This window comes from Geminocystis sp. (genome assembly GCF_041753295.1).
Taxonomy (GTDB): Bacteria; Cyanobacteriota; Cyanobacteriia; order Cyanobacteriales; family Cyanobacteriaceae; genus Geminocystis.
In genome coordinates this window covers 13,117-38,527 of sequence record NZ_JBGSUU010000064.1, presented here as the reverse complement: position 1 = coordinate 38,527, position 25,411 = coordinate 13,117, and the positions used below count along the sequence as shown (strand labels likewise).

General features: G+C 30.8%; 23 protein-coding genes. 8 read left to right on the top strand and 15 right to left on the bottom strand.

From position 1 onward, the window contains the following. Positions 1-121: 121 nt before the first annotated feature. The 7 genes from ACEW8E_RS06580 to ACEW8E_RS06550 form a co-directional block, all read right to left on the bottom strand. On the bottom strand, positions 122-961 hold the full coding sequence (locus tag ACEW8E_RS06580) for a DNA-formamidopyrimidine glycosylase (RefSeq protein ID WP_373479541.1): 840 nt from the start codon (positions 959-961) through the stop codon (positions 122-124). A gap of 34 nt (positions 962-995) precedes the next feature. Then, complete coding sequence (locus tag ACEW8E_RS06575) at positions 996-1,226, bottom strand: photosystem I reaction center subunit IV (protein ID WP_373479540.1); 231 nt, start codon at positions 1,224-1,226, stop codon at positions 996-998. Between the two features lie 99 nt (positions 1,227-1,325). Further along, positions 1,326-2,405, bottom strand: coding sequence for a heat-inducible transcriptional repressor HrcA (hrcA, locus tag ACEW8E_RS06570; RefSeq protein ID WP_373479539.1), 1,080 nt, complete (start codon positions 2,403-2,405; stop codon positions 1,326-1,328). A gap of 274 nt (positions 2,406-2,679) precedes the next feature. After that, a complete protein-coding gene (locus ACEW8E_RS06565) occupies positions 2,680-3,747 on the bottom strand; it encodes a DNA cytosine methyltransferase (RefSeq protein WP_373479538.1) in 1,068 nt (355 codons plus the stop codon). 82 nt (positions 3,748-3,829) lie between these two features. Next, positions 3,830-5,074, bottom strand: coding sequence for a DNA cytosine methyltransferase (locus tag ACEW8E_RS06560; protein ID WP_373479537.1), 1,245 nt, complete (start codon positions 5,072-5,074; stop codon positions 3,830-3,832). A 152-nt stretch (positions 5,075-5,226) separates the two neighbouring features. Further along, positions 5,227-5,811: a rhomboid family intramembrane serine protease gene (locus ACEW8E_RS06555; protein ID WP_373479536.1), complete on the bottom strand. Its 585-nt coding sequence runs from the start codon at positions 5,809-5,811 to the stop codon at positions 5,227-5,229. An 11-nt stretch (positions 5,812-5,822) separates the two neighbouring features. Further along, on the bottom strand, positions 5,823-6,284 hold the full coding sequence (locus tag ACEW8E_RS06550; protein ID WP_373479535.1) for a GNAT family N-acetyltransferase: 462 nt from the start codon (positions 6,282-6,284) through the stop codon (positions 5,823-5,825). Positions 6,285-6,452: 168 nt separating this feature from the next. Between ACEW8E_RS06550 and grxC the strand changes: the two genes are divergently transcribed. Genes grxC through ACEW8E_RS06530 form a run of 4 tightly spaced genes read left to right on the top strand, consistent with a single transcriptional unit; the run spans position 6,453 to position 10,932 of the window. Next, complete coding sequence (grxC, locus tag ACEW8E_RS06545; RefSeq protein ID WP_373479534.1) at positions 6,453-6,713, top strand: glutaredoxin 3; 261 nt, start codon at positions 6,453-6,455, stop codon at positions 6,711-6,713. A gap of 42 nt (positions 6,714-6,755) precedes the next feature. Then, positions 6,756-7,712, top strand: a complete 957-nt coding sequence (gene gshB, locus ACEW8E_RS06540; RefSeq protein ID WP_373479533.1) for a glutathione synthase — start codon at positions 6,756-6,758, stop codon at positions 7,710-7,712. Between the two features lie 43 nt (positions 7,713-7,755). Then, positions 7,756-8,880, top strand: coding sequence for a cobalt-precorrin-5B (C(1))-methyltransferase CbiD (gene cbiD / locus ACEW8E_RS06535; RefSeq protein ID WP_373479532.1), 1,125 nt, complete (start codon positions 7,756-7,758; stop codon positions 8,878-8,880). A 54-nt stretch (positions 8,881-8,934) separates the two neighbouring features. Continuing rightward, complete coding sequence (locus ACEW8E_RS06530) at positions 8,935-10,932, top strand: TrkA family potassium uptake protein (protein ID WP_373479531.1); 1,998 nt, start codon at positions 8,935-8,937, stop codon at positions 10,930-10,932. A 287-nt stretch (positions 10,933-11,219) separates the two neighbouring features. Here the strand turns inward: ACEW8E_RS06530 and ACEW8E_RS06525 are convergent, their stop codons facing one another. Continuing rightward, positions 11,220-11,459, bottom strand: a complete 240-nt coding sequence (locus tag ACEW8E_RS06525) for a TIGR02450 family Trp-rich protein (protein ID WP_373479530.1) — start codon at positions 11,457-11,459, stop codon at positions 11,220-11,222. 126 nt (positions 11,460-11,585) lie between these two features. Between ACEW8E_RS06525 and ACEW8E_RS06520 the strand changes: the two genes are divergently transcribed. From ACEW8E_RS06520 to ACEW8E_RS06510, 3 genes are all read left to right on the top strand, one after another. Continuing rightward, positions 11,586-13,016 carry an SLBB domain-containing protein gene (locus ACEW8E_RS06520; RefSeq protein WP_373479529.1) on the top strand — a complete coding sequence of 477 codons (1,431 nt, stop codon included), beginning with the start codon at positions 11,586-11,588 and terminating at the stop codon, positions 13,014-13,016. Positions 13,017-13,124: 108 nt separating this feature from the next. Beyond that, positions 13,125-15,461 carry a GumC family protein gene (locus tag ACEW8E_RS06515; RefSeq protein ID WP_373479528.1) on the top strand — a complete coding sequence of 779 codons (2,337 nt, stop codon included), beginning with the start codon at positions 13,125-13,127 and terminating at the stop codon, positions 15,459-15,461. A gap of 50 nt (positions 15,462-15,511) precedes the next feature. After that, the gene (locus ACEW8E_RS06510) at positions 15,512-16,036 is read left to right on the top strand and encodes a cofactor assembly of complex C subunit B (protein ID WP_373479527.1); all 525 of its coding nucleotides are present in this window, start codon (positions 15,512-15,514) and stop codon (positions 16,034-16,036) included. Between the two features lie 273 nt (positions 16,037-16,309). Here the strand turns inward: ACEW8E_RS06510 and ACEW8E_RS06505 are convergent, their stop codons facing one another. Beyond that, a complete protein-coding gene (locus ACEW8E_RS06505) occupies positions 16,310-17,710 on the bottom strand; it encodes a Rieske 2Fe-2S domain-containing protein (protein WP_373479526.1) in 1,401 nt (466 codons plus the stop codon). A gap of 322 nt (positions 17,711-18,032) precedes the next feature. Here ACEW8E_RS06505 and ACEW8E_RS06500 point away from each other — a divergent pair, with 322 nt between their 5' ends. Further along, complete coding sequence (locus ACEW8E_RS06500) at positions 18,033-18,962, top strand: NAD-dependent epimerase/dehydratase family protein (RefSeq protein WP_373479525.1); 930 nt, start codon at positions 18,033-18,035, stop codon at positions 18,960-18,962. Here the strand turns inward: ACEW8E_RS06500 and ACEW8E_RS06495 are convergent. The 6 genes from ACEW8E_RS06495 to ACEW8E_RS06470 all read right to left on the bottom strand — a co-directional run bounded on the left by ACEW8E_RS06495 (position 18,955) and on the right by ACEW8E_RS06470 (position 25,396). Then, positions 18,955-20,106 (bottom strand): glycosyltransferase family 4 protein, encoded by a 1,152-nt coding sequence (locus tag ACEW8E_RS06495; RefSeq protein ID WP_373479524.1) that lies wholly within the window; start codon positions 20,104-20,106, stop codon positions 18,955-18,957. The genes ACEW8E_RS06500 and ACEW8E_RS06495 overlap by 8 nt on opposite strands. 67 nt (positions 20,107-20,173) lie before the next feature. Beyond that, on the bottom strand, positions 20,174-20,986 hold the full coding sequence (locus ACEW8E_RS06490) for a sulfotransferase domain-containing protein (RefSeq protein ID WP_373479523.1): 813 nt from the start codon (positions 20,984-20,986) through the stop codon (positions 20,174-20,176). Between the two features lie 154 nt (positions 20,987-21,140). Continuing rightward, on the bottom strand, positions 21,141-21,899 hold the full coding sequence (locus ACEW8E_RS06485; protein ID WP_373479522.1) for a PEP-CTERM sorting domain-containing protein: 759 nt from the start codon (positions 21,897-21,899) through the stop codon (positions 21,141-21,143). A gap of 79 nt (positions 21,900-21,978) precedes the next feature. Continuing rightward, positions 21,979-23,631, bottom strand: a complete 1,653-nt coding sequence (locus ACEW8E_RS06480; RefSeq protein WP_373479521.1) for an alkaline phosphatase family protein — start codon at positions 23,629-23,631, stop codon at positions 21,979-21,981. A 218-nt stretch (positions 23,632-23,849) separates the two neighbouring features. After that, positions 23,850-24,398 (bottom strand): serine O-acetyltransferase, encoded by a 549-nt coding sequence (locus tag ACEW8E_RS06475; protein WP_373479520.1) that lies wholly within the window; start codon positions 24,396-24,398, stop codon positions 23,850-23,852. Between the two features lie 17 nt (positions 24,399-24,415). Beyond that, positions 24,416-25,396, bottom strand: a complete 981-nt coding sequence (locus ACEW8E_RS06470; RefSeq protein ID WP_373479519.1) for a glycosyltransferase family 2 protein — start codon at positions 25,394-25,396, stop codon at positions 24,416-24,418. Positions 25,397-25,411: the final 15 nt, after the last annotated feature.

Sequence of the window (25,411 nt, the reverse complement as noted above, 5' to 3'; positions counted from 1 at the left end):
TTTTTAACAATTTCATGAAAACATCTGAGTTCAATCTATTAGAAATTGTTAATAGTTCACTCAGATAAGAATTAATTAAAAAATATCTAAAACCCAATACTCAATTTTTCCCAGAAGTCTATTATTTATTTTTTATTTGGCATTGAGGACAAAAATGACTTGATCTTCCACCAATTTTTATCTTTTCAATTAATGTGTCACAAACTCGACAAGGTTGATTTTTCCGCCCATAAACTAACGCAATTCCGCCATAATTACCGTTGACTCCTGTTATTTGTAAAAAATCACTAAAAGTTGTCCCTCCAGATGCGATCGCCTTTTGTAAGATCGTAATAATAGCTAATCTGAGGGCGGAAATTTGAGAAAATGTTAAATCACAGCCAAGAGTAAGAGGATAAATATTAGATTGAAAAAGAGCTTCATCTGCGTAAATATTTCCGATTCCAGCGACTAAACTTTGGTCAAGTAAAATAGTTTTAATGAAGCGACGACTTTTACTTAACTTTGATTGTAAATAAGAATTAGAAAAATCAGCCGAAAAAGGTTCATAACCTAATTTTTGTAAACCCGTAATAATATTTTCTGGGGAATCATCATCGGGAATAAACCAAACTTTACCAAAAGTTCTGGTATCTACGAAACGTAATTCTTGATTATCAGGAAAAAAGAAACGAATACGGGTATGTTTATGTAAAGGAGTATCTTGAGTTAGCCATAGTAATTGCCCTGTCATGCGTAAATGTATCCCAAGCCAACCACGAGATAATTCAGCTAATAAATATTTACCTCGTCGATGCCATGTGATAATTTTTCGTGACTTAATGGCTTCGATAAATGTAGAGTCAAGATCTGGATAAGCTAAAGTGCGAGATAATAAAACTTGTGCACCAATAAAAGTGAGTTCGGAGGTTGCCTTATTTAGCCCCCGACACACTGTTTCTACTTCAGGTAATTCAGGCATAAATTGAGCCCTATCAGATTTACATTAAACTAGATTATTTTTTCGCAACAGGGGCGGAAACTTCTTCTAATTCATGTTCAGCAAAATTGTTAGTATTAACACCACCGGGGCTACCACTGAAACCGTTATAGTTGACGGTATCAAAACGAACGATTACAGGATAAATGATCCCGCTTTTATCAACACTAGCAACAGTTCCTACTTCTCTGAACCAGTAGGATTCTTTGCGTAAAATTCTTACTTTTGAACCACGTTGAATTGCCATAAGTTAAATTATTCTTGTGAAAATGACCATTAAATAACAGATTACTACTTGTTTGTCTCCATTACATCAATTTTATTTTAAGTTTTATTAAGTTATTTGTTATAAAGTCTGTGATAAATAATTTGCTGTGGATTGAACTAGGGCTATGGTTTCTTCGTAAGCCATGCGAGTAGGTCCAATAATACCTACACTTCCTGCTGGGTATTCTCCTTGATAATAATAAGCAGAAATGAGACTACAAAACTGCATTGATTCTAAAGGATTTTCCGAGCCGATACGAATATTTACTTCCGAGGAAGAATGATCAATATCAGTAACATTAAAAACTAAAGGTAAAAGCTGATCTTGTTCTTTTTCTAACAAATTTAATAATATTTTTACCTGTTCTATATGAGAAAATTCAGGTTGTTGTACTAATTTAGAAAATCCTTGTATGAGAATAGGAGTAGCATTAGAAAGACGATAATTTGTTTTTATTTTTGTTAATAAATTATTGATAAAATCAGCATAAATATAAAAATCTTCGTTTAATTCACTCCAATCTAAATTACTAATTTTAGTAATGAATTCTCCTTTAAGTTTATGATTTAAAAAATTAGATAAAATTTCTAGCTCACGATCAATAACGTCATTAAAATTATCATCATGAGGAATTTTTAATTGATTAGTTTCCAGTAAAATTGATTCTGTTTGATAATTATCAATAACCATAACTAACATAATTTTATCATCAGCAACTCTTAAAAGCTGTAAATGATATAAGATATTACTAGCAATTTGAGGTAAAGTAATTAAAGCAATACAACCACTTAAATCAGCTAAAATATTAGTAATTTTTTGAAATAAAATTTCATAACGACCATAACTATTTTTGATAGAAGAATCTACAAATTTATTAAAAGGAAATTTAACCGAATTTTTTATATTGATTAATTGATCAACATAAGCACGATAGCCAGAATCAGAAGGAATTCTACCCGCAGAAGTATAAGGTTGGTATAGAAAACCTGCTTTTTCTAATTTTCCTAATACATTACGAATAGTTGCAGAACTAATAGTAAAATCATATTCATTAATCAGAGTTTTTGAGCCAACAGGTTCAGCCGTAGCGATATAATGCTTTACGGTTGCTTGTAAAATTTTTTGATGGCGTTCATTGAGCGTAATTTGAACAGTCATCTTATAATATATACGTTAAAAAAATTAATCAAAATTTAATATTCTGATAAATAGTATAGCAATGAATAATGAAGAATCTTTCAAGTTATTAATTATTAGGTTAAATTTACCTTAGGTGATTTTCAGAAATAAAAATACCAGATAATTGACAAGGTGGAATAAAAAGATGGAGTTACAGATAAGGAGTAAAGAATTGAGTAAAAAGTAATTACCACATCATAAATTGACACCAGATCAAAAATCGGTTATCAAGATGAACAATTACCTAAACCAACTACGATGAACCAAGTATTGAATCGAATGGGCTACCGTAATCTAATAAAGACATTTGTTTTGGTTTGAATAAATATTTTAAAGTATAATCTGTATTAAATAATTGTTTTTCTACCTGTTTAGCTATTTCTTCAACCATAGGAATAACGATAGAATTTCCCACTCGATTATAAAGTTTTCCTTTACTACCAATTAATTTAAAATCATCAGGAAAACCCATTAAACGATAACATTCTTTTAAGGTTAATTTTCTCACTTTTCCCTTGTGTAAAATATAATATCTTCCAGCGGATTCTTGAGAAGATAATGTGGGATGAGTACCTTGAGATGAGTAAATTCTGTTTGGTTGTTTATGTACTCTTGATAAATGTTTTGTGTTAGGGCGAATACCATTAATTCTGATATTTTTATTACGATAACCTGCAAAAATTAACCCTGAAACTTGTTGTTTAGGATTTTTAATTAAGGTATATTCATCTTCTTTTAAATACTCAAATTCTTCGCTATCATCTTCTAAAATATCTTTTAATTTTGTTTGCTTAACTGTATTTAATTTATTAAAATCAAATTCAATATCTCCTAAATAACCAATAATTATAGTACGTTCTCTATTTTGTGGTACACCAAAATCAATGGCATTTAATAAAGCCCAATTTGTTGTATAACCAAGATTATTTAAGGTGTTTAAAATAGTGTTTAATGTCTTACCTTGATCATGATTTTTAAAGTGCTTTACATTTTCTAAAACTACTACTTTTGGCTTATGATATTCAAGTATTTTAGCAATATCAAAAAATAATGTTCCTCTAATATCGTTAAAACCCTTTTTTTCTCCTGCAATGCTAAAAGGTTGACAAGGAAAACCCCCAAGTAAAATGTCAAAATTAGGAATAGTTTTTATATTTATTTCTCGTATATCTCCAAAAGGTAATTCTCCAAAATTATTAAAATATATTTCTCTAGGGTGGGCATCAATTTCAGAACTAAATATACATTGAAAACCAACTTTTTCAAAACCTAATCTAAATCCTCCAATTCCTGCAAATAAATCAATAAATTTATAAATCATTAATTTTATTTTTGTTCACAAATATATTTATTTTTTTGATTATAAAGATTATTTTTTGTTGATATAACATCATCATATTTACTCATAATAAATTCATTTCTAATCTTTTTCTTTTTGGGATTATATTATTAGAAATATTCCAATAATTAGACGCTTTATCCATATTATATTCCATAAATTTTGGCTCAACTTTTTCTAATTTTGTTACTTCTAATTGGTTAATATCTACTTCTAAAACCTTAATTATTTCATCTCCAATAGCTTTAGCTAACATAGGAATAACTGCATTACCAATTTCTCGAAAACCATGCCAAATCGTCTCATGAAATAAAAACCAATCAGGAAAAGTGTGTAATCGTGCTGCCTCTCTTACTGTAATACATCTAGGCTGACTGTAGTGAATGGGACGAGCTGCTGTATATGCACCTTTATCTCTAGCAGTTCCAGCCCTTAACGTATTACATAATCCTGTAGGTGAAAGTTTTAAAAAGCGACTGGTTTTTTCTATATTTCCTTGGGGTGTTGACAGAAAACGCTCTATAGATTTATCTGTATGATTAGAACCTACATGATTATAGATAAAATGATCTCGTTGTCGATGATGACAGAATTTATAGATACCTTGAGAATTTAAAGCAAAATTAGATCTAAATCCTGAATAATCCAGTTTTTTTGAGTTTATACCTTTATTTTCACCGATAAACGCTGGAATTGAACTTAAATCGGCGATCGCACTCTCTACATTATTAAACTCTTGAATTTCGAGGGGATAATTAACGGGTTTGACATCATTTCGGCTACCCATAAGAATTAAACGTTTTCGTTTTTGAGGAGCACCAAAAAGACTAGCATCAAGGATTTTAAAAGGTTTAGCGATGCGATAACCAATATTTTCAAATTCTGTAATTAATTCTGCCAAAAATTGTTGATGTTTTCCCACTGCAATTCCGGGTACATTTTCAAAGATAAAATATTTCGGTTTTAAGTCTTTTATTACTCTAAAATATTCAAAAACTAAAGAATTACGAGGATCATCTAATTGTCTTTTTCCCATCAAAGAAAAACCTTGACAGGGAGGACCACCTGCGATTAAATCAATATCATTATCAACTTTTTTTTGTTTAAGAATATCTTTTAAATAATCAGTTTTTAAGTTATTTATATCTTCACAAATAGTTGAAGTGTAGGGAAAATTAAGATGATGAATTAAGGCATGAATTGCATCAAATTCTACCGCCACAGTAACATCAAATCCAGACGCTTCTAAACCTAAAGACATTCCACCACATCCAGAAAATAAATCAATCGCTATAGGTCTTTTCATCAATTATACTGAGGAGAATTTAACTGTTATTTAACTTTAAGTGTTTTCCACGAGGGTTGGTGATAGAAATCAGTAAACGACTAGGTGTCGTAATCAAAATGACCAGTTCAGGTAGCACTTAATGGATGTCATCTTTTTGACATTTTATGATATATTTAGACGCTTTTTTCTCTTGCAATCAATTTTGCTGCCCAAATTCCTCCTAAAAAACCAAATAAATGAGCTAACCATGATATATGAGGATTAGAAGGTAATACACCCCAAATCATTCCACCATAAAGGAAAAAGACTAATAATGATATAGCAATAGAGCGTGTATTTTTTTGAAAATAACTTCGCATGATCAAAAAGCCAAAATAACCGAAAATAACGCCACTTGCACCTACGGTAATAGAGTTTGTTTGGGCGAATAACCAGACACCAATACCACTAACTAAAATTGAGCATAAACTCACTATATAAAAATCACTGGTTTCTTGCAACATTACTAACCAACCCAACACCGCAAACGGTAGTGTATTCGCTATTAAATGAGGAAAATCTGCATGAAGAAAAGGCGCTAATATTATTCCTCTCAATCCTACAACACTTCTTGGTATAATACCAAAGTAATCTAAGCGATCGCCAAAAAACATTTGGTTAACAATTTCGATAATCCAAAAGATAGCGATAAAAATACCAATAATAGTAAATTGAGTTTTTAATTCTTTAGCTAATCCTTTCATTTTTTGGTTACTCATGAGTTATTATCCTAGGAAGTTATTTTTTCCATTTTATAGCGCTCAAAAGAAACATCTCCATAAAAAACTGTTTCCATTTCTAAAATAGTAAAACCACAGCGAGAAAAAACAGGTTGAGAGAAAAAACTAGCCTCAGTGTAAAATTTTTTCACGGCTTGTGTGATACCAATATCTAAAACATAACATAATAATTTTGTGCCGTAACCTTGACGAGTAAAATGAGGATGAATATAGAAAGAGGCAATATAGCCATTATTTTTTAAACCGCAAAAACCAATAATTTCGTCATTTTCAATTAATAAATAAGTATTAGCATCAAAGATAAAATCATGAAACTTACTAATATTATCAGGTGCTGATGACCAAGCCATAACTTGTGAAGGAGAATATAAACTAGGGGCAAGTTTTGTGACAGTATAAGAATAAATATGTCTTAAAGTATCAAAATCTTTTTCTACAGCTAAACGAAACATAGAAGAATAAAATTTGTTTAAAGTGTTAGCTATCAATAATCAGCTTTGGCGGTATAGTAACAAATATACATTTAATCTTGAATCTTTAATTATTCATCAATAATTTGGAATTGGTAGATTATAGTTTACAATACTTAACAATAACTTCTTTTTATTATTAATAATTATATGAGTGCCAAAGTAGAAATTTACACTTGGAGTAGTTGCCCTTTCTGTATTCGTGCAAAGGCTTTATTGAAACAGAAACAAGTAGAGTTTATCGAATATTGTATTGATGGGGATAATCAAGGAAGAATGAAAATGTCAGAGAGGGCGAATGGACGTACTAGCGTACCCCAAGTTTTTATTGATGATAGACATATCGGCGGATGTGACGATTTATATGAGATTAACGCTTTGGGAGAATTAGATAAATTATTACAAGATTAGAAAAGTCTTTACATCTTCTTTTGACAAATACACTTAAATAATATGAAATTTGCTTTTATTATAGATCCATTAGCTAAATTAGATCCTACTCATGATAGTAGTGTGGCTATGATGGAATCTGCGGGGAATTTAGGGCATGAAGTCTATATTACCTCCATTAATGAACTTAGTGTGGTGGGAGGAAAAGCCTACGCACATTTACAAAAAATTACTCTTAAACCAGTTAAATTAGTTGATAATCACTGGAAAGCAGAAGAAAATTGGTATTTATTAGAAGAATCTACTTTTTTACCCCTAGAATCTTATAATGCCGTCTTTATGCGTACTGATCCTCCTGTTAACACTCCTTATCTTTATGCTACCTATATTTTAGACTTAATTGATCCCAAAAAAACAAAAGTGGTCAATTCTCCTCAAGGGATTCGCGCAGCTAATGAAAAAATGTATGCTTTACAATTTCCTTCTGTTATTCCTGATACCATCGTTACTCAGAGTAAATCTGTCATTGCTGACTTTCTATCCCAAAAAGAAGCCTTAATTCTCAAACCCCTTGGTGGTAAAGCAGGAGAAGGTATTTTATTCTTACAACAAGGCGATCGCAATTTTAACTCTTTAATTGAAATTAGCACAAAACAAGGAAAAGAACCGATAATGGTACAAGAATATTTACCATCAGCAAAAGAAGGAGATAAAAGAATCATCTTACTAAATGGTAAACCCATTGGTGCAGTAAATCGTATTCCAACGGGGAAAGAATTTCGAGGAAATATGGCTGTAGGTGGTAGAGTAGCTCAAACAGACATCACGGAAAGAGAGTTAAATATTTCTGAAATCCTTGCACCAAAACTAATAGAAGATGGTTTATTTTTTGTAGGAATAGATGTTATCGGAGGTTATTTAACAGAAGTTAATGTTACAAGTCCTACAGGAATTAGGGAAATAGATCTTCTAAATAATGTTAACTTAGGACAGGATGTTATTAACGCTATTGCTTTTTAAATTATTTGCCTGATATAAAAAGTAATATTTATGATTTTATTTTATGGTTAATTCTGGTTATACGTTACCTGTTTTTGCTACTGCTTCGGCGGTGGCTGCTTTACAATATTTACAAAATAATTATCAAAATAATCAAGTAGAAATTGACTTAATTAAACCCTCTGAAATTGCCACTATTAAAGTTGAGCAAATCGCAAAAATAAGTGATAATCAAGCCTTAGCTATTACTAAATCAAATCCGGGAGATAATTTAGATTTAACTCGTGATACACCTATATGGGCTATAGTGACTTTAACTCCAAATCATGAAACTAAATTAAGAATTAATGGAGGGGAAGGAGTTGGAAAAATTGTTAATTTAGAAGGAAAATCTGCTATTTATTCTTATGCTCAAAAACTCTTAGAAAAAAATTTATTAGACAACTTAAATATTACGGCAATTGTGGATGTAGAAATAATTTTACCTGAAGGAAAAAGACTTGCTCAAAAAACTTCTAACTCTGCTTTTGGAGTAATAGAAGGTTTATCATTATTAGGTACAACGGGAATTTCACAACCTTTAACAAGTAAAAAACAGTTAGATTTATATCAAGAAGAGTTATTTAATAAAGCGAAAAAATTTGATAATTTAGTATTCTGTATTGGTGAAAATGGCTTAGATTTAGCACTTAAATTAGGGTTTAATTCTGAGCAATTAATTAAAACCGCTAACTGGTTAGGCTCAATGTTAGTAAGTGCTTCTGTGGCACAAATTAAGTCAGTAATTTTATTAGGTTATCATGGTAAATTAATTAAATTAGCAGGAAATATTTTTCATACTCATCATCATTTAGCGGATGGAAGATTAGAAATATTAACGGCGATTGGTGCTTATTTAGAGTTACCAAATAGTATTATTAAACAAATATTTATAGCAGAAACTACAGAGTCAGCTTTACAAATTTTGCAAAATTTTGATCAAGAAAATAAGACTAATTTTACTAAGGAAATTTATCAATTTATAGCTAATCGAATTGAAGATAATGCTCAAAAATATATCCAAAAACATTCTGATTTTACCGTAAAAATTGGTACTATTTTATTTGAAAGAAATCGTAATATAATTGCTATAGGAAATAATGGGAAATTAATGATCAATAATCAAGACATATTTTCTCTTAATTGTTAATCTAATCTTAATTTTTAATTGTTATGGTTATGATTAACTGTTGATTATTAATTTATGTTAGATACTTTTCTAGTTTGCGGATTAGGTAGTTTAGGGAAAAATTGCGTTACTATTTTAAAAAAATTTGGGGTGAAAGTTGTTGTTATTGAAAAAAATCCCCCCCACAATGATGACATTAAAGATTTATTACCTTTGATTGACTTATTAATTATTGGAGATTGTAGCGATCGCAACATATTATTACAAAGTAACATAGAAGAATGTCGAGCAGCCTTGATTGTCACTACGTCGGAAAAAGTAAATGTTGCCACAGCTATTGCCATTAGACAATTAAACCAGAAAACAAGACTGGTAATGAGATCGGCACAGAAAAATTTGAATAATTTATTGAGTGAACAATTAAGTAATTTTATTGCTTACGAACCAACACAACTACCAGCGAATGCTTACGCTTTATCAGCCTTAGGAGAAGAAATATTAGGTTTTTTCATCTTCGAGGAAGAAAAGATTAGAATTACAAAAGTAAAAATTGATCAATTTCATCCTTGGTGTAACTATGAATCTTTAGATGAATTAAATAATCGTAGTCGCCGCATTCTGAGTCACTATCCACCGTCAAAATCAGTTTCACGGACTTTTAATCAATGGAATCCTTACACTCGAATTTTACCTCAAGATACAATTATTTGTGTGGAGACGGAAGATAATTTTCGTCTTTCTTCTCAAAATATAAACCAGACAATTATTAATCAATCTTTCTCAAGAAATTTACTAAATAGTATTAATGAAGTTAAAAATAAATGTGTCACATATGTTCAAGATTTTTCCTTGTTAAATAGTAAACAAAAGATTAGAGGAGTAGTAATTTTTTCTTCTTTAATAACACTAATTTTATTAATTACTGGAACTATTTTATTTCAAAATTATCATGAAAATGCTAGTTATTTATCTTCTTTTTATGTAACTTCAATTCTACTTTTAGGGGGATATTCAGACTTATTTGATAGCTTCGAACCCATCGATTCTGTACCAGAATGGTTACAGTTTTTTAGTTTACTTTTAACCCTAACTGGAACAGCTTTTGTGGGGGTTTTATATGCTTTATTAACACAGGCTTTATTATCTTCTCAATTTCAATTTACCACAAAAAAACCTGCTATTCCTACAGAAAATCATATCGTTATCATCGGTTTTGGTAGAATAGGACAACAAATTGCAGAGCAACTCAAAAACTTAAAACAATCTGTATTAGCCATTAGTTTAAACTCAAATATAGAAGTTTCTCAATGGTTAAATTTTCCTTTAATTGTTGGTAAATTACAAGATATTCTTCCTAGTGCAAATTTAGAAAAAGCTAAGAGTATTGTTATTGTTACTGATGATGATATTGTTAATCTTGAAGTAGCTTTAATGGCGCAAAATATTAATTCTAATCTCAATATTGTTATTCGTACTAATGGAGATGATTTCAGTGATAATTTAACTCAACTATTACCTTGTGCTTCCGTTATTAGTGCCTATGAAGTGGCAGCAGAGGCTTTTACAGGGGCAGCTTTTGGCGAAAATATCTTACAATTATATCGTTTTGATCAACAAACTATTTTAGTGACAGAATATCAAATTACTACAGGAGATACCCTCAATAACTTATTACTATCCGATGTTGCTTATGGATACGGAGTTATTCCTGTTTTTTATCGTGCTAATGGTAGTTATAATTTTACTTCAATGCCTTCTGATGATACCCTTTTAGCTAATGGCGATCGCCTAATTATTTTAGCTACCATTGAAAGTTTAAAAAGTATTGAACAAGGAAAAATTAAACCTAAACAGTGGCAAATAGAAATCACTGCGGCAAAATCTGATATGAGTATTTTTGAAGGTACAAATGTTATAGCTAGAATTACTGGTTGTCCATTAAAAATAGCCAGAGAAACCATAGAAAATACACCTCAAGTTTTACCCTTTAATGTATATCGTCATCAAGGAGTAAGACTGATAAAAACATTACAACAATGTCAAGTTTATAGTAAATTGCATCACAACACTTAAACTTAAATCTCGCAACCTATTTCCACAAAGGGCAAGGGGCAAGGGGCAAGGAGCAAGGGGCAAAGGGATTAAAATTGACTCAAACTATACTAAAATTGATTTTTTACTTTTGCTTATTAAGTATTTTTGATCTAGTGCAAGATCTCAGTTAAAGAGGGTTTACCTCATAGTATTTTTATTGTGATGGAGTAGTTTTAGCCTTCAGCTTTTAGGTATAGTTAAGATTAACCTTTGATAATAGCTGATAACTGACGGCTGATTAGCTTTCTTATTTTTATAAGCAAACCCTAAATAGAATTAATCATTTCTAAGGTAATCCAACCCGGAGTCCATAAATCTCTATCTTTCAATTGTTTTGCATTAATCCAAAAGCGGACACTATCATCACAAGAAGCCTTCATTTCAGCAAATACCCATTTATCTTCATTTTTACGATTAATTACTTCAAAATGTCGCCATCCCCAACTTTTTTGTTTGGCAGTCCATTTTGAGCCTAAAAGATAAGGAAATTTTTGTTTTTGAGCCATGATTGATGTATTTTATTTCAAAGTGATCAAACTATAAATAAGAAAATAGAGGAACAATGTATTTGAGTTTATGATCAATTATGATTAAACTGCTAAATTAAATTCTATGGCTAAATTTTTATCTTTATGAATATAAAACTAACTAAATTCATTTTTGTTATGACTGTCTATGTGCCGATACAATTATTAATTATCAGTAATTCTTCAGCACAAACCACCTCAAAAAGTTCTCCACGTCCTTCATTAAAACCTCTTGAACCTTCATTATCTTCTAACTCCTCAGCCATTATACCAGAAGTTACTGCCTATACTTTAGCACCGGGTGACGTTATCAAAGTTACCGTATTTGATTTACCAGATCAAGGGGGTGAATTTATTATCTTTACTGACGGTACTGTGACTGTTCCTCTTATTGGTACTTTTAATGTTAAAGGTAAGACTATTCAACAAGTAAACGAACTTTTTGTCAAAGAATATGCACGTTTTTTAAAACGTCCCATTGTCACTGTATCACTTTTAGCGCAAAGACCTTTACGATTAGCCATTGCCGGGGAAGTAAATGCACCGGGTAACTATACTTTAAATCCAGACTTAGGAGATAGAAAACGACCAAAAATTACCGATTTATTAGAAAAAGCAGGGGGTTTAACGGTATCAGCTAACGTCAGAGATATTCAACTTAAAAGAAGTGATAATAATGGAGAAAGAATTTATACCGTTAACTTTTGGCAATTGTTACAACAAGGAGATTTATCTCAAGATTTAGATTTACGAGACGGAGATGTCGTTATTGTACCGAAAAAAGAAACTATTGATGCGGTGGAATATCGTCAATTAGCCGATGCTAGTTTTGGAATTAAATATGCTCAACCTCCTAGCGTTACCGTTATCGGTGAAGTGAATCGCCCGGGTGCTTATACTGTACCCATTGAAACAGGTCCTCCTAGGCTCACTATCGCATTACAACAAAGTGGCGGTATTCGAGAAATGGCAAATATTCGAGAAGTAGTGGTTAATCGTACCACTAGAGATGGAGAAGAACAAAATATTAAAATTAATTTATGGGAAATGTTAGAAGCTGGAGATGTTAATACAGACATTATTCTACGCAATGGTGACACAATTATAGTGCCAAGAGCAGAAGAACTTGATCCCACCGAAGCCCAAAAAATCGCCTCCGCTAATTTTTCTCCCAATGAAATCATCGTCAATGTGATAGGATCTGTTAGGCAACCCGGGGCTTTAAAAATAACTCCTAATTCTTCATTAAATAGTGCTATTTTAGCTTCTGGTGGTTTTGATGAACGTCGTGCTGATAGTACAATGGTTCAATTAGTGAGAGTTAATCCTAACGGTACAGTAGTTAAAAGAAATATATCTATCAATTTATCCATTGGAGTTAATGAGGAAACAAATCCTATCCTGAAAAATAATGATGTTATTATTGTCAATAGAAATGGTATTACGGCATTTACTGACAGTGTTGAGACTATTTTAGGACCTATTGGTAGAACTTTTTCTGTGTTAAATTTATTTAATGTATTTGATAACAACTAAAAAATTTTTTAATTTATTTTAAAATAATTAGTCCATAGTAAATGTGTTATAACTTTTTATTATTTCCACTTTTTCAGTGTTAACTATTCATGGTCAATTATCAATACAATGTTTAAGAAAAAAAACTCAAATTCTCCATTAAAATCTATTAATAATAATCCTCAAGCTCAAGAAAATAATATTATTCCTTCTCTTTCTATGATGTCAAAAAAATCTGATATAGAATTAGATCATCCTGATGGTTTTTCTCAGGTTTTCTCTTTTATTAAAAGACGTTGGTTAGTTTTTTCTACCGTTACCATTGGGGTGACTGCCATAGTAGGTTTTTGGACTTATCAACAATCCCCTATTTATCAGGGAAAATTCATGTTATTGTTGGAAAAATCTCAGGAAAAAGCTCAAGGAAATAATAATAATAATATCAACCAAACATTATCTCCATCTCAACCTTCACTTATTGATTACAATACAGAGATAGAAATTTTAGGCAGTGCGAGTATTTTAATGCCTATTTTAGAAGAAGTTTCTGTTAAATATCCAGATATTTATAATGATATTAACCTTGAAAAATTAGAAAATTTAAGTATTAAAAAATTAGAAAATACTAAAATAGTTGAAGTATCTTTTAAAGATAAAAACCCAGAAAAAATTAAATTTGTTTTAGATAAAATAGCTACAAGTTATTTAGAAAATAATTTAGCAGAAAATAAAAATAATATTAATGAAGGTTTAAAATTTGTTCGTCTTCAAGTACCCCAATTACAAAATAAAGTAACTTCTTTACAAACTCAATTACAAACTTTAAGACAAGAATATGGTTTTATTGATCCCCAAATTAAAGCCACAGAATTAACACAACAATTAATAGATATAGAGAAAGAATATTTTTCTACTCAAGTTCAATTAAAACAAGCAAATTCTGCTTATAATAATATCCAAAAACAATTAAATTTATCTCCAGAACAAGCCATAGCGGCTAACTATTTAACCGAATCACCAAAGTATCAAAATCTCTTAAAACAATTACAAGAATTAGAAGTAGAATTAGCAGTACAATCAGCAATTTATACCGATGAAAGTCCACAGATTATTACTCTACAAGAAAAAAGAGAAAATCTTACTAATTTATTAAAACAAGAAAGTCAAAATTTGTTATCAAAACAATTTGGAGATATTACCATACAACAATCAATTACCTTATCTTCACCAAATCAAATTCGGACGAAATTAACAGAAGAATTATTGTTAAAAGTGAACGAAATTAAGATGTTAGAAACAAAAGTTAATAGCTTTAAAACAGTATTAGAAGATCTTAATAAACGTGTTCAACAAATGCCTATTTTAACAAGACAATATACAGATATACAAAGAGAATTGCAATCTAATACTGATAGTTTAAAACGATTTTTAGAAACTAGAGAAAAATTAGAATTAGAACAAGCACAAAAAACAGTAAATTGGAAAGTAATTACTCCTCCGAAAATTCCTGAAGATCCTATTTATCCTATCCCAAGAAATAATCTAATTATAGGATTTATTGGCGGTTTAATTTTAGGTATAATAACATCTTTAATAGTAGATAAATTAGACGGTTCAATTCATACATTAGAACAATTAAAAGAAGTAACAAAACAACCAATTTTAGGAAAAATTCCCATTCATAAAAACATTCATTCTGTAGAAGATGTAATTCGTAAAGCCTTACCATCTTTTAATACTACGGTGGAATCAAACCTTAGTGGGATGCCGAAAACTCCCCAATCTCAAGAATATACATCATCTTATTGGATTGAGTCTTTTCGTAATCTTTATACCAATGTTAGCTTATTAGGTTCGGATTCTTCTGTCAATTCATTAGTCATTACTTCAGGAAATCCCGCCGAAGGTAAATCAACCATCAGCCTCAATTTAGCACAAGGGGCGGCTGCAATGGGACAAAAAGTATTATTAATCGATGCGGATTTGCGATTACCGCAATTACATCGCCTGATGGGAATAGATAACGATAACGGCTTAAGCAATGTTTTAGCTATGGGATTTGACTTAAACTCAGCCATTAAAGAAGTACCTCAATGGGAAAATTTATCTGTCATCACCGCAGGACAAATACCACCAGATCCTACTCGTTTATTACATTCTCAAAAAATGCAGGAAATCATCAAACAGTTAAAAAAATCTCAACAATTTGATTTAATTATTTTTGATAGTCCATCGGTTTTGGGTTTCTCCGATGCTAAAATTATTGCACCAAATACTAATGGTTTAGTTTTAGTGGTTAAATTAGGTAAAATAGAACGAACAGAACTACAGCAAGTTACAGAGCAATTAAAAATGTCTCATATTCCTTTTTTGGGTATTGTTGCTAACGGAATCAAATATAATGATCAAGGGGGATATTATCGCTCGAATTACCACAATTATTATAAATCTTCAAAAACTATTTAATCACCGCTATTAATTATAAACATTCTCTAAATATTCATTACTAATTATTTATGATTTCTATTTTATCTCTGACAATTTTGTTAATGATTGGCTTGTTTTTCTTCATTAAAGGAAGTATAAAAGATCGTACAGAAATTGTTACTATTGCCTGTGAAGATACCGAAGATAATATTCTTAGTTATTTAAGAGATTATTTTCAAAAAAGATCTTATCAAGTAAAGGCTATAGACACCGAAACTAATAAAGTAACCTTAGAGGGAATGGTTTATCCAAGTATTTTTTTAGCCTTATTTTTAAGTTTATTAGCTGCTTGTGGTTTATTTTGTTTCGCTTTAGTTTTATCCATGTTATTTGCCACTGAAAATAATCTATTTTTAGGCTTATTAATACTTGCACCTTTAGCTGGTTTTTTCTATTGGAAAGGAGCAAAAAAAATCGAGAAAGTCGCTTTTAGATTAGATAATAATACTGAAAAATCTTCTGATACAGTCATTACCATTCAAGCTCATCGAGATGAATTAATCCAATTACAAAGTAATTTTCCCTTTACTTATTCCGTAAAAGAAACTGTTTAATTATTATCCTAAACGGGAATTAATTAATCATCTTTAGGTGAGTTAAGTTGTTAAAATAGAGAGCATTGAAGTTAAGGTGAAAGTAAAGCTCTCTATCTTTTTATGCACAAAAACACTTTATAGATATAAAAGCATTTAGAGATCATATATTTTAAAATTAAATAACTAATAATCTTTGTTGTCTCTTACCTACCTATGAGTGCATGATCATAAAGTAAATATACAATTAATTTTACTTACTTACGATATACACTCTCTCACCTAACCTAGATTTTATTTATTTCGAGAAGGATTTTTTTCGCCGTGATAAAATTTAGCTTCTAATTTTCCTAAATATAAATATAGAGCAAAACTAATTAAATTTATAATCGATATTATCGTGATAATACCACTAGGTAAATTATCTATATAAAGAAAAATAACAGGAATTAATGACCATAAAATTCCCAAAATAATTAAAGTGGTAAAGCGAATTTTTTTAACATTCTTTAAAGCATTGCTACAGCTTTTACAGTGTTGAGTATGGGAATAATATCTTTCAATTAATTGATCATGATTAGGAGTTTCAGGGAATTTTTGATGAGGAAATAAATCTGCGTTATATTTAATAACCCATTTTCTTAATTCACTGACAAATAAATCAGCTTTAGTAGGCAAATAAAAGGCTTTATTAAACTTTTCACTTCCCCCTAATTTGTCTAAATATCTTTCTTGGTAATGTAAAAATATTTGGTCATCTTCAAGGATTGTATTTTGATTAAGATGAGAATACCATTGAGGAGTTAATTTAATAAAAAATTGAGGTATTTTCGAGGCAAATTGAAAAGGAAGTAACGCAAAAACTCGACATTTTCCCTTACTAATAGGAGTAGCATAAACCACCGTCATGGTGCGTCCTAGTTGTTTTGAGGTTAAATCATGCCACATTAAATTTGGAGCGATAAAAGTGGTAGCTTGACTTCCTAGTCGCCCTTTTCTGGGTCCTTCAGCCCAAAATCCAGTGAATCCCTGTCTATCAGTGGTTTTTACTTCCAATTCCACAGGTGCGGCATTTTTCCTATTTCCTACTGTACCATGATGAGTGTAAGACACATGACTAGCATCTAAAACATTTTCCAAGAGGGTTAAGGCATCATAGGGAATATCCCGAAAAGTTTTTAAAATAGTCCATTTTTCCTCATTTTCCGTCAAAGGTTCGATAATAGGCATGGGAGTTAAAGGCGCATTGTCGGCATTTCCTATATACACAAATAACATATCATGAGCGATCGCACTCGGATAGGATTTCACACAAGCGCGAGAAGATTCATGTCGTTTCTCCCCTGAAGGTTGCTGAGGAATTGACTCACAACTACCTTTTCCTGAAAAAGTCCAACCATGATAAGGACATTCTAATAAACCATGATCATTAATTCTACCACTGCTTAGTGGTGCAAGACGATGAGGACACATATCCGCAAAAACCCGCCATTGTTGCTCCATTTTATCCCACCAAATCACCAAATCTTCCTCTAACAAAGTAAAGCGATTCGGCTTATCTTTATGTAAATCATCGAGGAAAAATAAGGGATACCATACCTCTTTATAATTGAATTTATCTGAGTCTGTACCACCGATAGGGAGGCTTTGGGAGGTATTTTGGTCTTTTTTGTTCAACGGTTCTGCTAAAGTCATGATATTGAGTGATTATGGCAAAAATTACTTATTCTCAGTGTAACAAAACTTAACATTAAATTAGGTTTAATATTTTTAGTAATATCAGAATATATTGTCAGTATCATGATTTGATATTCCGTGAAATAATTAGACTATTGATTAAGAGAGAATTTTATTAAACTGGTATTTTATTTTGACCGTAATTTATACCACGCTGATTTTATGGGACTTTTTTATTAAAGTCAGAGTGGAGAAACCTCTCACGGAAGAAGCTAAAAATCAAATTTAATGTATCTTAAATAGAAGAAGAAAAAACATAAAATTTAAGCATACACAAATCATGACTAAATATTTAATTTTAGGAGGATCTGGTTTTATTGGGGGAAATTTAGCCCGATCTTTAGTTAATAAAGGGCATAAACCAAGAATTTTCACCCGTTCAAGTTCCTCTCTTAATAATATCAATGATATTTTAGACTCCACAGAAGTAGTTTATGGAGACTTTATGGATGATTTTGCCATAAGAAAAGCCATTCAAGGAGTTGATATTGTTTTTCATTTAATTTCAACAACTTTCCCAAATACCACAAGAGAAAGTAATGTTTATGATATTTCTTCTAATTTAATTCCCACAATTCGTTTAATAGAACTATGTTTAACTAATAACGTCAAAAAAGTTGTTTATGCTTCCTCTGGAGGTACTATTTATGGAGAACCTAAAGACATTCCCATTACCGAATCTCATCCTTTAAATCCAACATCTATGTATGGACAAAGTAAATTAACCATTGAAAATTACCTCAATTTTTATGCTCGTTCAACTAATTTAGACGTAAATATCTTAAGAATTTCTAATCCATTTGGAGCGGGGCAAAAACTTCTAGGAGTACAAGGTATTATTTCAGTTGCCATGGGATGTGTCTGTTACGATAGAACTATAAAAATCTATGGAAAAGGAGAAGCAATTAGAGATTATATATACATAGATGATGTTATTAATGCTTTAATTTTAGCTTCTCAAAAAACGGGATCTTCTATTATTAATATTTCCTCCAGTACTGGTCATAGTATTATGGAAGTAATAGAAGCCATTGAAGAAGTTACTCAGATAAATATTAAGCGAGAATTTATTCCCCCTCGTGACGGTGATGTAAAAGTTAATATTCTTTGTAATAAATTAGCTTCAAAAATTTATAATTGGCAACCAAAAATAGATTTTAAAGAAGGTTTATCCATGACATGGCAACACATTCGAGATAATTTTATTTAACTTTATCAATACTCTGTGCCATAATTGAATGTATTTGTTGCGCCCATACATCCCAATTTAATCTTGTTTCATATTCCTTTCGAGAAGATTCTATTAATAATTTATAGGTTTTTTGATCATTAAAAATATCTAAGATTAATTGAGCATATTTATCACCAGATGCACTTAATGGTAATGTATAACCATTTATACCTTCTTTGATCAAATCTGGTATTCCGCCTATATTTGTAGTTATGGCAGGTACACCATAAGCATTTGCTTCGCTAAAAACAAGAGGAGAACAATCTGCACGGGTAGGAGAAATTAAAAAATGTGATTGTCTAAATAAATTAACATATTTTTTATAGTCTGATGGTTTATTTTTGTTCAAAAACGGAATAGTGACAATTCGAGAATCATTCACCGCATTTGTAGGTATAGCACCAACTATCACTAATTCAACATCAATACCAAACCGTATCAAGGAATTAAATGTTTCCAAAACAATATCTCCTCCTTTTCTTTTCCAATTACCACCAATAAATAATAATCTCAACTTGGAAGAGTTTAATTTTTCATATATTTGTGATACGGGAGGAGTAAAATCTAAATTAGCACCTAGGCAAACAATTTTAATTTTATTTGGATCTGCATTAAAATTAGACACAGCAGAATCTGCCGCCCATTGAGAAGTGTAAATCAATGTTTGTGCTTTTGATATGGCCATTAATTCTGTTTCACACGCTAAAGAATATTCTTTTTCGTTTTTATAAATTTGATAGCTATTTTTAATTAATTCTGGAGTAGCATCAGATAAAAAAATAATCGGTAAATTACTCTTTAAAAAACTTAACTCTTTACTAGCGATAGGAGCAAAAATTAAATCACAATTATTTTTTTCTAATTGTTTGTGAACTATGGTAATAAAATCTTGATAATTATCATCATCAGAGAGGTTTTTTGATGTATTTATTATATTATTTTTGAGTAATTTTTTTACTTTTTTGATGATATTTAAACCTAAAAAAGGTTTTTGAGGAGTTCCTAAATTAGTAATCGTAACATCTTGTTTTGCCAGTGCTTGATACATATAATATAAAGCACCAGAAAAAGAAGTCTTATCTAAATAATTATTAACTGAAAAAAAACCAACACGAATGGACATTAAAATTAATTTTATTTTACAAAAGGTATAATTAAAAGTTTGATAATTTAGCTATATTAATCAAAAATTACCAGTTATAACTATAATTTAAAAGTTCGTATAGTTTTTCATTAAAAGGTTTAAAATATTCAATTAAAAATTCTATAGTTTCTTTATCTTCGTCAGTTTTTTGATATTTACCTACATTATGCTTTTCTTCTTTTAATTTATTTAATTGTGAACTGGAAAACTTTTCTATTTCTAAAAAATCACAAACTTGATTAAGTAATAAATCTAAATTATTTTTTAGCATTTCAAAATCTAATATAAGAAGATTATCTTTGTCAAAATAGCGGTAATAATTTTCTAATTGCTGAACATATTTCCCACGATTAATATAATTATAAGGATATTTAGCCGTATTTAATGCTGGATTCAATTCTTCTTTAATAGCCTCAGAAAAACTACGATAATCGGTAATATCTTTTAACATCTGATAACTATTATTTCCAAAACTATGATACATTTGCCAACCAGAATAAGCCCTATCAACGGGGTTTCTTAATAAAACGATCATTTTAATTTGTGGAAAATCTTTTTTTATTAATTCTGGTATGTTTGAAAAATATAAATAATTAGGGGTAGCATCAAAGGTTAACAAATCTTTTGTTTGCCATTTAAAAGCAAAATTTCCTAAATACCATCCCCAACCTTTATTATAATTTTCTGATACATCATAATATCGAACTTCTTTCCAACTATTATTAGGTATTATTTGAGGATGTTCTTCTAAATATCTAGCCAAAGAAGTTGTACCACCTTTTTGTGTTCCAATAATCAAAAAATTAGGTGGTGATTTTATAAGAGGATAAATAATATTTTTGATTGTTTTTTTTAGCATTTTTAAATGTATGTTTTTTTGCAAGAGAAACTCATGATCTTAAAAATTCACTAACAATCTTATCCTATCTGTACTTAACTTTTATCCTTAAAAGAAATAAAAAATTAGTTAATGTTTGTTTATTAACAATCTTCTTTAGAAATAATCTCTTAATTTAGTTAGTAGAATCTTCTTTTTTAGCCATTTTCTTTGATTTACGTTTAAACAGAAACCCAAAACCTAACCCTAAGCCGCTACCCATAATTGTTAAAGGTTCAGGTACACTCTCTAAAGTATATACTCGCAAAGGATCTACTCCGTTATAAGTTTTCCAATCTAATCTAATCGCATTTGGAGCTAAAAGAGTTACAATATCAACAGGTAAATTTCCGTCTATCTTTTCGACTCCTTCTAAGCCTGTAGTCGGTGTATTCCTTGTTGTTAAAATACGATTTGGTGCAAATAAGTCATTATCAAGAGTGAATAAACGAAAATCTCCTACAAGACCTAATATTATGCCACTAAAATAAATATCAGCTTGTATTGTTTTTAGACTGGGACCTCCTGTTGAACTCCAGTAAATCATATGACTAGATATTCTCATTCCTTGTTGAATAAATTGACTAAAACCAGTATTGTTTGTAGTATTCCAACGAGTATCCCAACGATTTTGAATATTTTGAAATGATTCTTGAATACCAATATTTCTGGGTAAGGTTATGTTACTCACTTCATTAAATCCAAAAATCTTGTTGTCGTTTTGTTCTGGCAAAAATGTTGTACTTTTATTCCAAAAATTATCTGCTTGTTGAACATTAGAGGACGACGAATTAAAAAGAATAAGAGCATTTGCTGAAGAAGAATGAAAAATAGTGCTTAAACAACTGGTTAATGATCCCGTAGTGATTAGAAGTAAGATCTTTTTAATGTTCATTTTTGACCCATAATTATTTACTAAATTGCTCCTCATTATAAACAATATTCTCCCTTATTTTAAATCTAATTAAATTTGTTTAAAATATTGATTTTCCTTCTAAATGTTCAGGAATAATTGCACCCATGAGGTGAAGAATTGTGGGAGGCAAATCTAAAACGTGATGATCTGGTAATTTTTCACCTTTCGCAATATTTTCTCCACAAGCTAAGATGAAACCTTTTTCTCGATGACTTGCTGAACGATAAAAGGGAAAAGGTCCGATTTTTCCATAGTCGGGAGTTTCGACAACATCCGTCATATGTTCATCTCTCCATACTACTATGAGGTCTGCTTCAGGTAATTTAGGATTGCGATCGCTACTATTCTCCCGAGTACGAACAATACGAGTTACCATGGGAAGACCGTTACGAGCATCTTTAAGAGAATAAAGAAGTTCAGAAATTTCGTCACAAACTGTATTATACTCATCAGGTTCAACAATGCCTTGAGGTTCTCTTCCTTTGAGATTAATTCTTACATAACCTTCCGCAAAGCTAGGAATAGCAAAGGCTTTCATTTTTGACCATAAAGGCTTATACCATTGGGCAGGACACCAAGGAACTACTGTTTCACCTTGTTTTCTTAATGAGGTATCAAAAATCAAATCATTTTCACTGATAGGATCAATCCATGGCGCAAAGAGATTAAATAGTTTACTGGGAAGTTCATTGCGTAAAAAACGACGGAAGGAATTAGAGTCATATTTTGTTCCCCAGATATGTCTTTCCCAATAATTCCACTTCATGGTAGTGATCATTGATGGTATGGGTTCGGAAGGATCACTATAACCTAGAGCATATTTACCGGGAAAACTATAACGATAGAGTAATTCTGGTAAAAAAACAAAGCTAGGTAAGTCAATTTGTGCTGTACCCATACCATGAGCTGAAAATAAAACTATATTGGCATGAGGAGGAGCAACTTTAAGTATTTCCCCAATAGCTTTGTCAATAGCTTGATAAGTATTCAGTAAAGGATCATGATCAATTTTGGATCTAAAAAATTCATAGAGTGGGTGTTCGGGTTGACTTAAGTGCCAAAAAAGATGTCCTCCTCCGTGAGATTCTCCAAAAACAGTATAAAATAAATCCCAAGGCTCTCTGGTTAACAAATCTTGACAAATTGCTGAACGTCTGGCAATACCCGTTAATAGTCTTTTCTCTATAGCTAAGGTTTGCTCTAAATCTAAACAAGCTGCATAATCATCATGTAAACCCGGGTGATTACCATGTTTAGAAATAATCTCATTAAAAAAAGATTCAGGTACGGAAGAACTAGGTACTTGAGGAGAATGAGCTCCCCATCCTCCCATTTGAATTCCATTAATGTCTGGGGATATTCTTAATTGTGGTACATCAAACGTAGCTATCCGATAATCTTTTAAGTGAGAGAAAAAAGCTGGATATTCTTGAAAATTATAAGCTCCACGAGTTTCAGTTTCGTAAGTATCTTCTTTTAATCCCATCATTCCCCAAAATCCCGTTGTTTGAGGAGCGCAACCAGTAGCAACAGTTGTCCAAGCAGTTTCGACATTAGAGTCTCGAAAATTCTCTAAATGCCCATAACTTCCTCTATCAAGCAGACTAGATATATGGGGTAAAAATCCTTTAGACATCCATTCTTCAAGTAATGATGGTTGAACGGCATCAATACCAATAACTATAAGAGGATGTTGAGATTTAGTGACCATTTTTACTTATAAATAATAATTGAACAATTTTAATTTATTTGAATATATCGTAATTTAACGATTAATAGATATAATAAATATTAAGAAATATTTAATTTTCACAATACAATTGATTTTATTATGATCTAAAAAATAAAAAACTTATTAATACTTTAGTCAAAATTTTACATAAAGAATAAGAAAATAGAGCGATAATCATAAATAAATTAAAAACTGAATTATCTCTCTTTTGGAAAAATTATCCTTGCAGGAATACCCACTGCTGTATTGCCTTCTGGTATATCATTTAAAACTACTGCATTCGCACCAATATTAACGTTATCGCCAATAGTAATATTACCAAAAAGTTTTGCTCCTGCCCCAATATTGACTTTTTTACCTAATTTTGGAGCTTCTAACGGACGATCAAGATAACGATTACCTATAGTTACACCTTGACGAATAATACAATCATCACCGATGAAAGCGTTGCCATGAATGACAATAGCACTTTGATGTTCAATAATAACTCTCCTTCCTAATACCACTGTGTAAGGTAGTTCTATGCCATAGGTATTGCGTACTTTACGAAATAACATTCTATATAAAATACTAAAAGGAGCTCGTAATATTTTTGGCTCAATATTCATCCGCCAATTGCCAAAACGATGGATAGCAACAGCACGAAATCCTGGTTTTGTCCAATCTTTTCCGTGGGCAATCCAGTCTTCTTTTATTTGTGTAAATAATCCAATATTTTCAATGTTTTCTATTAGTTTATCTGACATAAAATTTTATTCAACTTTTATAGAAAAGGATAACAAAATACCGTATTAATCCAAAAATCTATTAATAAATAAGGAGGATCATGATCAGGTTTTTGTTGTATAAATTGTCTTATTCTCCAAAGAATATAGCTGAAAACCCAAACTAAATCTGTGATGGCAGTATAAAACCAACCATAATTTTTTAAAAAATATCTACGTCTGGAATCAAACCAATATTTTGGTAGTCTTTTAGGTTTTTTGTTACCTTGATCAATACCTGAACTTTGTCCTACAAGATGAACTACTCTACTTTTTGGTACATACCAACAACTCCAACCTGCTTTTTTTGCTTGTAAACAAAAGTCCATTTCTTCGCAGTACATAAAATAACCTTCATCTAGTAACCCTATATCTTTAAAAACTTCTCGCCGAATGATCATACTTGCTCCTGCTACCCAGTCTGTGGAGCAATTATCATGGGAGACAGGAGGAGCGACAGTCCATTTATTCAGTATTTTTGAGACGATTCCTAATCGTAACCCAGAATCTAACTCGCTCAAAATTGTACGAAAACGAAAAGCTGATTGTTGAGGAGTAGTGTCTAAATTTTCTAATCTGCTTCCTGCTATCCCAACCGTTGGATTCTCATTCATAAATTCAATCAGGGCATTTAATGCTCCTTTTCTGACGATGGTATCAGGATTTAGTAACAAAATATATTGAGGTAAATTATCAGATTCCATTAATGGGCGAATAGCAAAGTTATTACCATAGGAAAATCCGCCGTTAATGGGAGAGGAAATTAAGGAAACCCATTCTTTCCAATCATTGGAGGCGATCGCATTTTGAATCAATATAATAGAGTTGTCACCAGAATTATTATCTACTACCAATACTTTTGTCGAGGGTAAATCTTTGATTTCTGAGGATAAAGAATCTAAACAGTCAATGGTTAATTGGGGAGTGCGGTAGTTAACTATTACTATATATAAACTGGGTATATTTATTTGTAAAGCCATAACTAAGGGTAAAAA